This is a genomic window from Flavobacterium luminosum (assembly GCF_023635005.1).
In the GTDB taxonomy this organism is placed as follows: domain Bacteria; phylum Bacteroidota; class Bacteroidia; order Flavobacteriales; family Flavobacteriaceae; genus Flavobacterium; species Flavobacterium luminosum.
Genome location: NZ_JAMLJM010000006.1, coordinates 12,830 through 26,405 on the forward strand (window position 1 = coordinate 12,830; position 13,576 = coordinate 26,405).

At 34.9% G+C, this 13,576-nt stretch carries 11 protein-coding genes; 3 read left to right on the forward strand and 8 right to left on the reverse strand.

Annotation, left to right across the window (positions count from 1 at the left end):
- Positions 1-36 precede the first annotated feature (36 nt).
- Positions 37-1,107 (reverse strand): 3-phosphoserine/phosphohydroxythreonine transaminase, encoded by a 1,071-nt coding sequence (gene serC, locus NAT50_RS08645; protein WP_250592878.1) that lies wholly within the window; start codon positions 1,105-1,107, stop codon positions 37-39.
- Positions 1,108-1,222: 115 nt separating this feature from the next.
- The gene (locus NAT50_RS08650; RefSeq protein WP_250592879.1) at positions 1,223-2,281 is read right to left on the reverse strand and encodes an acyl-CoA reductase; all 1,059 of its coding nucleotides are present in this window, start codon (positions 2,279-2,281) and stop codon (positions 1,223-1,225) included.
- A 148-nt stretch (positions 2,282-2,429) separates the two neighbouring features.
- Between NAT50_RS08650 and NAT50_RS08655 the strand changes: the two genes are divergently transcribed.
- Positions 2,430-2,780 (forward strand): 4Fe-4S dicluster domain-containing protein, encoded by a 351-nt coding sequence (locus NAT50_RS08655; RefSeq protein ID WP_250592880.1) that lies wholly within the window; start codon positions 2,430-2,432, stop codon positions 2,778-2,780.
- An 87-nt stretch (positions 2,781-2,867) separates the two neighbouring features.
- Here NAT50_RS08655 and NAT50_RS08660 read toward each other — a convergent pair whose 3' ends face one another.
- Positions 2,868-3,578, reverse strand: coding sequence for a YebC/PmpR family DNA-binding transcriptional regulator (locus NAT50_RS08660; protein ID WP_250592881.1), 711 nt, complete (start codon positions 3,576-3,578; stop codon positions 2,868-2,870).
- A gap of 116 nt (positions 3,579-3,694) precedes the next feature.
- Positions 3,695-4,777: a glycine cleavage system aminomethyltransferase GcvT gene (gcvT, locus tag NAT50_RS08665; RefSeq protein ID WP_250592882.1), complete on the reverse strand. Its 1,083-nt coding sequence runs from the start codon at positions 4,775-4,777 to the stop codon at positions 3,695-3,697.
- 227 nt (positions 4,778-5,004) lie between these two features.
- On the opposite strand from gcvT, the gene NAT50_RS08670 reads away from it, so the two are divergent.
- Entirely contained in the window at positions 5,005-5,853 is an 849-nt protein-coding gene (locus NAT50_RS08670) for an NAD(P)H-hydrate dehydratase (protein ID WP_250592883.1), read from the forward strand.
- A 51-nt stretch (positions 5,854-5,904) separates the two neighbouring features.
- Here NAT50_RS08670 and NAT50_RS08675 read toward each other — a convergent pair whose 3' ends face one another.
- Positions 5,905-7,269, reverse strand: a complete 1,365-nt coding sequence (locus tag NAT50_RS08675) for a TlpA family protein disulfide reductase (RefSeq protein ID WP_250592884.1) — start codon at positions 7,267-7,269, stop codon at positions 5,905-5,907.
- Positions 7,270-7,396: 127 nt separating this feature from the next.
- Here NAT50_RS08675 and hutH point away from each other — a divergent pair, with 127 nt between their 5' ends.
- Positions 7,397-8,899: a histidine ammonia-lyase gene (gene hutH, locus NAT50_RS08680; protein WP_250592885.1), complete on the forward strand. Its 1,503-nt coding sequence runs from the start codon at positions 7,397-7,399 to the stop codon at positions 8,897-8,899.
- 122 nt (positions 8,900-9,021) lie between these two features.
- Here the strand turns inward: hutH and NAT50_RS08685 are convergent, their stop codons facing one another.
- The 3 genes from NAT50_RS08685 to NAT50_RS08695 are packed head-to-tail and all read right to left on the reverse strand — an operon-like array spanning position 9,022 to position 13,500.
- Positions 9,022-9,525 carry a DUF421 domain-containing protein gene (locus tag NAT50_RS08685; RefSeq protein ID WP_250592886.1) on the reverse strand — a complete coding sequence of 168 codons (504 nt, stop codon included), beginning with the start codon at positions 9,523-9,525 and terminating at the stop codon, positions 9,022-9,024.
- A complete protein-coding gene (gene rimK, locus NAT50_RS08690) occupies positions 9,525-10,895 on the reverse strand; it encodes a 30S ribosomal protein S6--L-glutamate ligase (RefSeq protein ID WP_250592887.1) in 1,371 nt (456 codons plus the stop codon). Before rimK ends, NAT50_RS08685 begins: the two co-directional genes overlap by 1 nt.
- A 58-nt stretch (positions 10,896-10,953) precedes the next feature.
- On the reverse strand, positions 10,954-13,500 hold the full coding sequence (locus NAT50_RS08695) for an ATP-dependent Clp protease ATP-binding subunit (RefSeq protein WP_250592888.1): 2,547 nt from the start codon (positions 13,498-13,500) through the stop codon (positions 10,954-10,956).
- Between the last annotated feature and the right edge of the window lie 76 nt (positions 13,501-13,576).

Genomic DNA, 13,576 nt, shown 5'->3' on the forward strand with positions numbered 1-13,576 from the left:
AATACTACCTAGTTATTATAACAGTTTTGGGGTTATTTATATTTTATGTTCTAATTCTTTCATGACATCCACTAAAACTTGTACGCTTTCTATTGGTAAGGCGTTATACATAGAAGCGCGGTAGCCTCCCACAGAGCGATGGCCAGTTAAACCAGATATTCCAGCAGCCTTCCATAGTTTGTCAAAAGTTTCGGTATGGACTTCGTTATTTAAAACAAAGGTGGCATTCATTTTACTTCTATCTTCAATAGCGGCTGTTCCTTTAAAAAGTGGATTACGGTCTATTTCGTCATATAATAATTGCGCTTTAGCATCATTTAATTTTTCAATAGCTTCAATTCCACCCATTTTTTTGAGCCATTGTAAGGTTAATAAAGAGGCATAGATAGGGAATACCGGTGGTGTATTGTACATGCTTTCTTTGGCTATATGTTGCTGATAATCTAGCATAGCTGGAATGTGTCTTCCTGTTTTACCTAAAATAGATTCTTTAACAACGACTAAAGTTGCACCGGCAGGTCCCATGTTTTTCTGTGCTCCGGCATAAATCAAATCAAATTTGGAAAAATCTAGTTTTCTAGAGAAAATATCAGAACTCATATCGCAAACCAAAGGAATACCAATTTCTGGAAATTCTTTCATTTGAGTTCCGAAAATGGTATTGTTGCTGGTACAATGAAAATAATCGGCATCCGTTGGAACGACATATTGCTTCGGAATGTGATTGTAATTATCGGATTTTGAAGAGGCAACCAACACCGTTTCTCCGAAATGTTTGGCTTCCTTGATAGCTCCACTAGCCCAAGTTCCTGTATCTAAATAGGCTGCTTTTCCATTTTCCTTCATTAAATTATAGGGAACCATCAAAAATTCTAAACTAGCCCCTCCATGTAAAAACAATGCTTGGTATCCTTTGTCTTGTAATCCCAAAAGTTCTAAAACAAGAGCACGGGCTTCCTCCATTACGGCAACGAATTCTTTGCTACGATGGGAAATTTCCAGAATTGACAAATCCATTCCGTTAAAATTCAAAATAGCTTGTGCCGATTTTTCGAAAACTTCTTGTGGTAAAATACAAGGTCCAGCACTATAATTGTGTTTTTTCATTAGTAAAAAAATGTTGTGTGTTAATTATATAACAAATTTCGGTAAAATAGAAATAAAAAAGCCCAATTATTTGAAGTAATTGGGCTGAATTATTGCTAAAAATACAACGTACTAATTAGATTGTTTGTAAAAAATCTAATGTATTTATGTGGTCTGCATAATCCCAAAGTTTTGGTTTTTGTGTTTGACCAAAATTTATACTATTATAAATCAGGTTATTAGATACGATACATTGGATTTTTTCTTGATCGTTTTCCAATCGCTGCGCTACTTGGTCTAGATCCTCGTAATATTCGTAAAAAACCGATGAAATAGGAGAGGCATAGCTTTGATCTTCTTTAATTGTAAGGAAACCATTGTCTAACAATTGAAACATACTCATCAAGTATACCGCTTTATTGTAATCGTAGTTGTTTGCATATTTTTCGTAATGGATATAATCCTTATAGGCAAATATAGCTTCAAAAAAGTTTTTAAAATCGTAACCTTTAGGAACAAATAACTTAGATACATTACGGCAACCCAAACCAAAATATCTGAAAATATCTTCACCCAACTGTGTTAATTCTTCTTGGGTTTCTTTTCCATTCAATACCGCGACAGAGTTTCTGTTTTTACGGATGATACTCGGTTTATTTTTAAAGTAATATTCAAAATAACGAGCCGTATTGTTACTTCCTGTAGCGATGACAGCATCGAAGTTTTGTAGTTTTTCTTCTGTAAATGTGATACGGTCGGATAATTTTGGAGCTACGGCGATGAGATATTTAGCTAAAAAAGGTAATAATTTCTGATCGTTTGAGGATAGTTTTATCAGTGCTTTATGTCCGGAAACCAAGACAGATAAAAAATCATGAAATCCAACCAAAGGGATATTACCCGCTAGAATAAGACCAACTGTCTTGGGTTCTCGTTCCGTATAAGTATAAGGAGTTAACCACTGGTTTAAATTTTCCTCCGTTAAAGCTTCTGCCCAAGATTCAATGGCAAAGTATACCTGCTCGGGGGTAAACCATCCGTTATGCGATTGCGATAAATCGATGAGTTGTACGAAGTCGTTAAAAAACGCATCGTTATTTTTTACTTTCGAATTTTCGGTAGTATTTTGCAGTGAAAACTGTTGTAAAAATTGCCCCAATTCTATAAAAGCATTAATTATTTCTTTTTGTGACATTGGTTTCTTGTTTATGTATGGTTTACGTTGTAATTTTGCACAAAAATAAGCTTTTTCATATAAAGGCGTATGCAATATAGAATAAGCTTTTCAAATAGATTTTTAACTGCTTGGACTTTGATGTCTAAAAGCAAAAATAAAACGTTTCATGGCTATTATTATAACAGACGAATGTATTAACTGTGGGGCTTGTGAGCCTGAATGTCCAAATACTGCAATATATGAAGGCGCAGATGATTGGCGTTGGAAAGACGGAACTAAATTGTCCGGAAAAGTAATTTTACCTGACGGAACTGAGGTAGATGCAGAAGCGGCTCAGACTCCTATTTCTGATGATATTTATTATATTGTTCCTGGGAAATGTACGGAGTGTAAAGGTTTTCATGAAGAACCTCAATGTGCTGCCGTTTGTCCTGTCGATTGTTGTGTACCTGATGATAATCACGTAGAAAGCGAAGAAACATTGTTAAATAGACAAGCTTTCTTACACAACGAATAAACAATTAGAAAAGACACTTTTACTAATTTGTATAAAAGAAAAAAGATTGCCTATGGCAATCTTTTTTTGTTGAATATTTATTGTTCACTATTCTTGCATGGTGTGGAACACATTCATCACATCATCGTCTTCTTCAATTTTTTCCAATAATTTTTCGACGTCTGCTACTTGTTCAGGGGTAAGTTCTTTGGTGATTTGAGGAATTCTTTCGAATCCTGAAGAAAGAACTTCTATACCTCTTGATTCTAATTCTTTTTGAATAGCTCCAAAACTTTCAAAAGGGGCGTACATAACGATACCGTCTTCATCAGCGAAAATTTCTTCTACACCAAAATCAATCATTTCTAATTCTAGTTCTTCTACATCTTGTCCTTCTGCAGGAATACGGAAATTACAAGTATGATCAAACATGAATTCTACAGAACCTTGAGTACCTAAAGTTCCGTTACATTTATTGAAGTAACTTCTAATGTTGGCAACGGTTCTATTATTGTTATCGGTAGCCGTTTCAATAAGAATCGCAATTCCGTGAGGTGCATAACCTTCAAATAAGACTTCTTTATAGTTAGCCGTATCTTTATCTGTAGCTTTTTTGATTGCACGTTCTACGTTGTCTTTAGGCATGTTAGCTGCCTTAGCATTTTGTATCACTGCTCTCAGACGAGAATTGGTTTCCGGATTTGGACCACCTTCTTTAACCGCCATTACAATGTCCTTACCAATTTTTGTGAACGTTTTTGCCATTGCTGACCAACGTTTCATTTTTCGTGCTTTTCTAAATTCAAACGCTCTTCCCATTTCTGTGAGTATATTTTTAAACGAAATATTAAGTATTAATCGAATGCAAAATTAAAATTATAATGCATTTCAACAAAAAAAAGAGCTAAGAAGCTCTTTTTTGATTGTATAACGTATTACTTTTTATAAAAAGGTAGTTTTACCACTTTAGCAGCAACGTCTTTATTTCTGATTCGGATGAAGATTTCAGAATCAACCGCTGCATAAGCTGTAGGCACATAACCTAATCCGATTCCTTTTCCAAGTGAAGGGGATTGTGTACCAGAGGTTACTATTCCTATAATGTTTCCATTAGCATCTACAATTTCGTAATCATGACGAGGGATTCCTCTTTCTGTTAGTTCGAAACCTACTAATTTGCGAGAAACGCCTTCTTCTTTTTGTTTCTTTAAATTTTCTGAATTGGTAAATTCTTTATCAAATTTGGTAATCCATCCTAAACCAGCTTCAAGAGGCGAAGTAGTGTCGTTAATATCGTTACCGTATAAACAGAATCCCATTTCTAAACGTAAGGTATCACGAGCTGCTAATCCAATAGGTTTGATTCCGAAGGCTGCTCCAGCTTCAAACACTTTAGCCCAAATAGTGGTAGCGTTTTCATTTTTGAAATAAATTTCAAAACCACCTGATCCGGTATATCCTGTTGCCGAAATAATAACGTCTTGTACTCCCGCAAATTCTCCAATTTGGAAGGTATAGTATCCCATGTTACTTAAATCAACAGTAGTCAAAGATTGCATCGCTTCTGCAGCTTTTGGTCCTTGAATCGCTAATAAAGAATAAGCATCAGAAAGATTTTCCATTTCTACACCTAAATCATTGTGAGCAGAAATCCAGTTCCAATCTTTTTCTATGTTAGAAGCGTTTACTACCAACATATAATGGTTATCAGCAATTTTGTAAATGATTAAGTCGTCTACAATTCCACCTTCATTATTTGGTAAGCAAGAATATTGCGCTTTACCGTCTACCAGTTTTGAAGCATCGTTTGAAGTTACCTTTTGAATTAAAGCTAAAGCATTTTCACCTTTCAGCATAAATTCACCCATGTGTGAAACGTCAAAAACTCCCACACCATTACGAACCGTTTCATGCTCAATGTTAACGCCTTCATATTGAACGGGCATATTAAATCCTGCAAAAGGAACCATTTTTGCTCCTAAACTTTCGTGAATGTGCGTTAATGCTGTATTTTTCATCTGTTTATTGTGTTAATTTCGACCGCTAAATTAACTTATTTTTTTTAATTTTTGAAGGAATTGCAACAACATAAATCCCCCTTTTTGTTATATTTATAAAGAGTGAATTCTTTATATGGAATTGAGAGACAATTAAGCTATTCTTTAATGCTAAATTTAAAGTTTAAGTATTAGCCTTTCGAAACAAAAGAATTATTTGTAAATTTAAAGTAGAGAAAATTAAAAATATGGGAAATTTTATTCAAATAGACAAAGAAATAGCACTTAGGCATTTTAGACCGATTGAAAAATTTGCTCATAAAGGCAGTCAAGGACATGCATTAATTATTGGAGGGAGTTATGGTAAAATAGGGTCCGTATGTCTTTCGGCAAAGGCTTGTCTGAAATCAGGAGCCGGATTGGTTACGGCTTATATTCCGAAATGTGGCTATACGATTATACAGACCGCCGTGCCAGAGGTTATGGTTATCACTGATGATTATCAAGATTTTATAACGTCTGTAGATCATGATTTGAATTTACAGGCCATTGGTTTAGGAATGGGAATGGGAACCCAACAGGAAACTCATCAGGCCTTGTTTCTTTTTTTGAATATGAATACTGTACCGTTGGTTATTGATGCGGATGCATTAAATATCTTGTCATTAAATAGAGAATGGTTGGAGTTGTTGCCCAAACAAACCGTTTTGACGCCACATAAAAAAGAATTGGAACGATTAATAGGTGCGTGGCAATCAGAAGAAGAAATGATTGCAAAAGTTCAAGAATTATCCAATGCGCATGATATCATTTTTGTGATAAAAGGTGCGCCAACGTTGATTGTCTACAAAGAGCAAGTGTATCAGAATACTACAGGAAATCAGGCTTTAGCCACGGCAGGAAGTGGTGATGTACTTACCGGAATCATAACCGGTTTGTTGGCGCAGTATCATGCTCCCTTTGATGCTGCTTTGGTAGGAGTTTATCTTCATGGTTTGACAGCCAATCAAGCGGTGGAAGAAACTGGATTTAATTCTTTTATAGCCTCAGATATCATAAAGGGCTTAGGGAAAGCGTTTTTAAGTTTACAAGCTTAAATGAGAAACAAAAAAGAGGTTAATTAAAAACCTCTTTTTTATTTTGTCTCATTATTTGATGCCCAATTCCTTGAATTTTTCGATCAGTTTTGGGTCTGATGGGCGTGGAGCGTCAGAGGTTACAATATTGCCATTAGGGTCTACTAATATGAATCTAGGAATACCTTCGATGGCATAATCTTTTACAAATGTGGAATTCCAATCTTGGTCAGCAAATAATTGAATACCTCCTAATTTTTTCTCGTCTACAAATTTTCTCCATTTCTCATAATCTTTTTTCGCGTCAATAGAAAGACTCACAAATTCAATGTTTTTGCCATGGTATTCTTGTTCGATTTTCTGAAGACTAGGAATTTCGCGACGACAAGGACCACACCACGTTGCCCAAACATCAATATAAACATATTTTCCTCTTAAACTTTCTAGCGAAGTAGTTCCGCCTTTATAATTTTCATAATCAAAAGTAGGCGATGGTTTTCCCGGTGTAAGTGTTTTTATTTTATTGAATTTTGCCGTTAACACTTCTTTCAATTTTTGATTGTCTGATAACGACATGATTTCGTTGTAAAGCATTTCAGCATCTGGATTTCCAGCGATTACTTCGTATGCTAAATTTTGTATAAAAACGTTTTTTATTGAAGGGCTTTTGATTTGCTTAATGGCAGGCAAAGCTATTTTATAGGTATACTCATCATTTTTGTTTAGTTGATTGGCAATCATTTGATTGTATTGATTGATAACCAACTGCTTGTAATGATTGGAAAATAAAAAATCTATTTCGTTGTCAAAATCAATGGAAGGATTGGTTTTAGGAAATGACTCCGAAGTTTTAAATCCTTCTTTTTTAGCATAATGTTCGTGGTATCGTTCATAAATCAACCAATGCATTTGCTCAAAATAATCGATAGATTTAGTTTCTGAATCTTTGAAAAATTTATTGGTGAATTTCGTTTTTTTGAATAACTCTAAAACATTTGATTTTAAGGCTTTAACTTTTTCAATATAAAGTGGTTCTTCTAATGAATAAAATTCTTGAATATTTCCAATTCCAGCATTTAAAATTTCATTTTTTTCCTTCCAATAAGAATTTTCAAGACTACCGTTACCGGTGAATTTTATTGTTTTGGCAAAGTCTTTTTCATCTGCAGTAATGCTTAGTTTTGTGCCTTTTCCTAAATATAAGGCAATACGATTGTTTTTAGAACCGAAAATGTAAGCTCCTTCATAATCAATAGAAAAGGTTTCGTTGAAAGAACCATCTTCTTTTAAGATAATTTCTTTGTCAAAAGATTCCCCTTTTAGAGTAATTTTATTACCGCTAGCGTTGGATATTTTTCCTGAAAGCGTGATGTTTTCTTTAGAAAACGCTAATGAACTTACTAAAAGGAATACCCAAATTGAAATGTAGTTTTTCATGTGAAATGTATTAAGAATTCCAAATATAAGGAATACCATCGGAATATATTCTAAAAGAAATACTAATTAAATAACTTGCAATTTAAGTTCATTTTGTTGAATTTTGGCAACCTATTAAAGATATAAAATGGATACAGTACACTATATAAGTTCTGATGTTTTTTCGTTAGAACTCTTACACGAAATCATCTCTCAGAACTATACTTTACAATTATCCGAAGAAGCTCGGGTTAATATTGATAAATGCCGATCATACCTCGACAAAAAAATGGCTTCACAAAATGAGCCTATATACGGAATAAATACGGGATTTGGGTCTTTGTGTAATGTTAAAATTTCCAACGAAAATCTTTCTAAACTTCAAGAGAATCTTATGAAGTCTCACGCTTGTGGAACGGGTGAAGAAGTTCCTCATGAGGTTGTGAAAATCATGTTGTTGCTAAAGATTAAATCGTTGAGTTTTGGTCATTCGGGCGTGCAATTACAAACGGTAGAACGTCTGATTGATTTTTATAATAACGATATCTTACCGGTAGTTTATACGCAAGGTTCTTTGGGCGCTTCAGGGGATTTAGCTCCGCTTGCTCATTTGTGTCTTCCTTTAATAGGTGAGGGGGAAGTGTATGTTGATGATTTTCGTCAACCTGCAGCTAAAGTCCTAGAAAAAAGAAATTGGAATCCAATCTCACTACAATCAAAAGAAGGATTAGCACTATTAAACGGTACGCAATTTATGAGTGCGTATGGTTGTTACACTTTATTAAAAGCAATGAAATATTCTTATTTGGCTGATGTCATTGGTGCTATTTCCTTAGAAGCTTTTGATGGTAGAATAGAGCCTTTTAATGATCTAATTCACATGGTTCGTCCGCACAAGGGGCAAATTGTAACCGCTCAACGTTTTCAAGAATTGTTAGAAGGTAGTCAAATTATTGAACAATCTAAAAAGCATGTTCAAGATCCATATTCTTTCCGTTGTATTCCACAAGTGCATGGTGCATCGAAAGATACGATTGATTATGTAAAGAAAGTATTTAAGACAGAAATCAATTCTGTGACAGATAATCCTAATATTTTTCACGAAGATGACTTGATTCTTTCCGGAGGAAATTTTCACGGACAACCGTTGGCATTAGTTTTAGACTTTTTAGGATTGGCTTTAGCTGAATTAGGAAGTATTTCCGAAAGAAGAACTTATCAATTAATATCTGGTCTACGTGAATTACCAGCCTTTTTGGTGAGTGATCCAGGTTTGAATTCAGGATTTATGATTCCTCAATATACTGCTGCGAGCATTGTTAGCCAAAACAAGCAGTTGGCAACACCGGCCAGTATTGATAGTATCGTGTCGAGTAATGGTCAAGAGGATCATGTGTCGATGGGAGCAAATGCAGCGACCAAGTGTTTGAAGATTATGGAAAATTTGGAACGTATTTTGGCTATAGAATTGATGAATGCCTCTCAAGCTATAGAATTTAGAAGACCTTTGCGTTCTAGTGATTTTATTGAAATGTTTTTAAAATCGTACCGAGAAGAAGTGCCTCTAGTTAATGAAGATAGAATTTTGCATTACGATATCGAAAAATCAATTGCTTTTTTGAATAGTTTTCAAATAGAAGAATTAGAGTAATTATATAAAAAAAGGCTGGTTCCAATATCGAACCAGCCTTTTTTTATTAAGTATGTTACAATTTTTTATTGATGAAAAACTTAATATTTTAATAAATTAGAATATTCTTTTGGATGAATAATTTATCGCATCGATTTGTGAATTCGTCTCTTGTGTTTGGAATGTTTCAGATTGTCATGTCCTGAAATAATACTAATATTTCCATCGATTTCCAACATGGCGAGTTTTACTTCTTTGTAATGAATCACACCATGTTCGCGCATTGCTTCTTCTAATTCTTCCTCTGTAATCCCAAGACGTTCTAAAGTTTTGTATTCAATTTTTCCGTTATGAATTAAAATTTCAGGTTTGTCTAAAATCAATTCTTTAACTAATGTCGATTTTAGAATACTCTTCTTGAAAATAAAATTAATAACAAACAAAGCCAGCGCAGCAATCAAACCTCCCATTAAGGTAGAATTAGTTCCCACCATGGCATTTTGTACCGAATTACTAATGAGTAAAATTAAAATGACATCTGCCGTATTTAATTGCGACAGTTCTTTTTTGCCAAATATTCGCAAGGCGATTATCATGAAAAAATAAACGGCTACACTTCGTACAACAATGTCTAGGTATTGATTCATTATTTTATTTTAAAATTTTTCTCAATAGCTTTAATCATTTCACCAGCGATATCTTTGTGTGTGGCTCCTTCGATTCCTTCCAATCCCGGGGATGAATTAACTTCTAAAAGTAAAGGACCTTTTGAAGAACGAATGATATCCACACCAGCTACTTTCAAATCCATCGCTTTAGCGGCTTTAATAGCGATTCTCTTTTCTTCGGCAGTTACTCTAACTACAGAAGCGGTGCCTCCCATGTGAATATTGGCTCTAAATTCACCTGGAGCGGCTTCACGTTGCATTGCAGCTACTACTTTTCCATCTACCACGAATAAACGTAAGTCCTTTCCGTTAGCTTCTTTTATAAATTCTTGTACTAAAATATTAGCATTTAAACTCTTAAAGGCATTGATTACCGATTCGGCAGCCTTTTTGGTTTCGGCTAAAACCACTCCTTTACCTTGTGTTCCCTCTAATAGTTTAACAATCAATGGAGTACCGCCTACCATTTGAATCAAATCGTTGGTATCTAAGGGTGAATTGGCGAATCCTGTTGTTGGGATATCTACGCCGTTTTGAAGTAAAAGTTGTAATGAAAAAAGTTTATCTCTCGATTGAGTAATAGCAGCGGCTGAATTTAAAGCAAAAACTTTCATCGATTCGAATTGTCGGGTTAAAGCACAACCATAAAAAGTCATACTTGGGCGAATTCTTGGGATTACCGCATCAAAATTGTCTAAAACTCGTCCACCGCGATAATGAATTTCAGGCTTTGTAGCATCTAATTTCATGTAACATTCTTTAATGTTTAGAAATTCCATTTCGTGACCACGAGCTTCGCCGGCTTCCATTATTCTTCGGTTACTGTAAAGTTCAGGATTACTCGCTAAAACTGCGATTCTCAGTCCGGTTTTAGCTTCTTTGATAACTTGATAACTAGATTTTATTTCATCAAAGGTAGGTTGTCCCAACAAGTATTTTTCTTCGGGATCTACAACGAGTTTTCCAATCATGGCTTCGCGTCCCAAAAGCATCCTGAAGCCCATGGAGTCACGATTGGCAAGAGTTAATTCTATTTTCCAATTACTTTTTCCAATATTGACCTCCGTTTGGATGACAAATCTTTGCTCACGATAACCACTTGAGCTTTTTACAATGCGCTTGTCTACCAATTTGGCTTCACAATGTTTGGTTAGTTTGGTATTGTTTTGAAGTGGATGAACATCAAATTTTACCCAGTTTTCATTGTTTTTTGTGAAAGGGACAATGTTACTAGCGTGTATTGCAGAAGTTTTAGCTCCAGAATCAATTCTAGCTTTTACGTAAGGAATTCCTAGATCTGGAAACGAACACCATTCTTCGCTACCAATGATTACCTTGTTTTGTGACATAGATTTGTGATTATTTCAAAAAACTAAGGTAAGTAAAATTCTGAATAAAAAAAGCCTGCTAATTAGCAGGCTTTTCAGATTTTTTTATGGTTACTTTAAGTTCTTGACTTTCAGTGTTTAAATCCATTTCTATGACGTCTCCTTCATGTATTTTTGAAGTAATGATTTCTTCAGCTAAAGCATCTTCAATATATTTTTGGATGGCTCTTTTTAGTGGACGTGCACCAAATTGTTTGTCGAAACCTTTCTCTGCAATAAAAGCTTTGGCTTCTTCTGATAATTCTAAGGTATAGCCTAAATCTTTAATGCGAGCATACAATTTCTGTAATTCGATTTCAATAATAGCATTAATATCTTCTTTTTCTAATGCGTTGAAAACAATTACATCATCAATTCTGTTTAAGAACTCTGGGGCAAATGTTTTCTTTAAGGCATTTTCAATTACACCTTTAGCGTGTTCATCTGCTTGAGCTTGTTTTGCAGAGGTTCCAAAACCAACACCTTGACCAAAGTCTTTCAACTGACGAGCACCTACGTTAGAGGTCATAATAATGATTGTGTTTCTAAAATCAATTTTACGTCCCAAACTATCTGTTAAATAACCGTCATCTAAAACTTGAAGCATCATGTTGAAAACATCCGGATGTGCTTTCTCAATTTCGTCTAACAATACCACACAATAAGGTTTGCGACGTACTTTTTCGGTTAATTGACCTCCTTCTTCGTATCCTACATATCCTGGAGGCGCACCTACTAATCGAGAGATAGAGAATTTTTCCATGTATTCACTCATGTCGATTCGTACTAAAGCATCTTCAGAATCAAATAATTCTTTTGCAAGTACCTTGGCTAATTGAGTTTTACCAACACCCGTTGATCCCAGAAATATAAATGAACCGATTGGTTTGTTAGGATCTTTTAATCCTGCACGGTTACGTTGTATCGCGCGAGCTATTTTTTGAACAGCGTCTTTTTGTCCAATTACCTTTTTTTCAAGTAGTTCAGGTAAATGAGCTAATTTGTTACTTTCAGTTTGTGCAATACGATTTACTGGTATTCCAGTCATCATAGAAACCACATCGGCAACATTATCTTCAGTTACTTGAATACGATTATTTTTAGAATCTTCTTCCCATTGCTCTTGTGCGATTGCTAACTCTTTTTCTAGTCGTTTTTCATCGTCACGAAGTTTAGCTGCTTCCTCGTATTTTTGTCGTTTAACAACTGAATTTTTTAATTCGCGTACTTCTTCTAATTGACGTTCTAGATCAAGAATTTGCTTAGGCACATCAATATTGGTAATGTGTACACGAGAACCAGCTTCATCCATAGCATCGATAGCTTTATCTGGTAAAAAGCGTTCTGACATGTATCTTTCCGTTAAGCGAACACAGGCTTCTACAGCTTCTGGAGTATATATAACATTGTGATGGTCTTCGTATTTTCCTTTGATATTATTCAATATTGTAATCGTTTCTTCAATTGAAGTTGGGTCAACAATTACTTTTTGGAAACGACGCTCTAAAGCTCCGTCTTTCTCTATATATTGGCGGTACTCATCTAAAGTCGTGGCACCAATACATTGGATTTCACCTCTAGCTAATGCAGGTTTAAACATATTAGACGCATCCAAAGATCCTGTTGCTCCTCCAGCGCCAACAATAGTATGAATTTCATCTATGAAAAGAATAATGTCATCATTTTTTTCTAATTCGTTCATCACCGCTTTCATACGTTCTTCAAATTGACCGCGGTATTTTGTACCCGCTACCAATGAAGCTAAATCAAGCGTTACTACACGTTTATTGTATAAAATTCGCGATACTTTTTTCTGAATAATTCGTAGAGCAAGTCCTTCTGCAATGGCAGATTTACCCACACCAGGCTCACCAATGAGCAATGGATTGTTTTTCTTTCTTCGGCTTAAAATCTGAGAAACACGTTCAATTTCTTTTTCTCGACCTACTACAGGGTCTAATTTACCTTCTTCTGCCATTTCGGTCAAGTCACGACCAAAATTATCTAGAACTGGAGTTTTTGATTTTTTATTGGATTTGTTGGCAGGATTACTGAAATTCCCTTCTCTGAAACTGTCATCTTGTCCTGAATCGTCTCCGTAAGACGACTCGTTTTTAGGAAAATTGTCTTGAAAATCTTCTTCGTTTGGCATCATAGTCAAATATTGTTCTTTAGCCGTATCGTAATCGATCTTTAGCTTGTTTAATAATTTTGTTGTAGGGTCATTTTCGTTACGTAAAATACACAATAACAAATGGCCTGTACTGATAGTGTTGCTTTGAAAGACTTTTGCTTCTAAAAAAGTGGTCTTTAAAGCACGTTCGGCTTGGCGGGTAAGATGTAGGTTTTTTTTATCGTTTCCAGCTAAAGGATTAGGGTTTGCGGGGCTCAAAATCTCTACTTTTCGGCGTAAATGATCTAAATCAACGGCTAAATTGTTGAGTATATTGATGGCAGTTCCGTTTCCGTCTCGTAAAATTCCGAGCATAAGATGTTCTGTACCAATAAAATCGTGGCCTAAACGCAAGGCTTCTTCTTTACTGTAACTAATAACATCTCTAACTCTTGGTGAAAAATTATCATCCATAACTTAAAAAGGATTTGAATGTAAATTTAATGATTTATGAAGGGAATTGCAAAAATTATTCCTTTCGTGCTTGTAC

Bases quoted from the DNA above. Each gene is read 5' to 3' on its own strand.
- NAT50_RS08695 (WP_250592888.1), bottom strand. From the start codon at position 13,500: ATGGATGATAATTTTTCACCAAGAGTTAGAGATGTTATTAGTTACAGT.
- NAT50_RS08675 (WP_250592884.1), bottom strand. From the start codon at position 7,269: ATGAAAAACTACATTTCAATTTGGGTATTCCTTTTAGTAAGTTCATTA.
- rimK (WP_250592887.1), bottom strand. From the start codon at position 10,895: ATGTCACAAAACAAGGTAATCATTGGTAGCGAAGAATGGTGTTCGTTT.
- NAT50_RS08655 (WP_250592880.1), top strand. From the start codon at position 2,430: ATGGCTATTATTATAACAGACGAATGTATTAACTGTGGGGCTTGTGAG.
- gcvT (WP_250592882.1), bottom strand. From the start codon at position 4,777: ATGAAAAATACAGCATTAACGCACATTCACGAAAGTTTAGGAGCAAAA.
- serC (WP_250592878.1), bottom strand. From the start codon at position 1,107: ATGAAAAAACACAATTATAGTGCTGGACCTTGTATTTTACCACAAGAA.
- NAT50_RS08650 (WP_250592879.1), bottom strand. From the start codon at position 2,281: ATGTCACAAAAAGAAATAATTAATGCTTTTATAGAATTGGGGCAATTT.
- NAT50_RS08660 (WP_250592881.1), bottom strand. From the start codon at position 3,578: ATGGGAAGAGCGTTTGAATTTAGAAAAGCACGAAAAATGAAACGTTGG.
- hutH (WP_250592885.1), top strand. From the start codon at position 7,397: ATGGATACAGTACACTATATAAGTTCTGATGTTTTTTCGTTAGAACTC.
- NAT50_RS08670 (WP_250592883.1), top strand. From the start codon at position 5,005: ATGGGAAATTTTATTCAAATAGACAAAGAAATAGCACTTAGGCATTTT.
- NAT50_RS08685 (WP_250592886.1), bottom strand. From the start codon at position 9,525: ATGAATCAATACCTAGACATTGTTGTACGAAGTGTAGCCGTTTATTTT.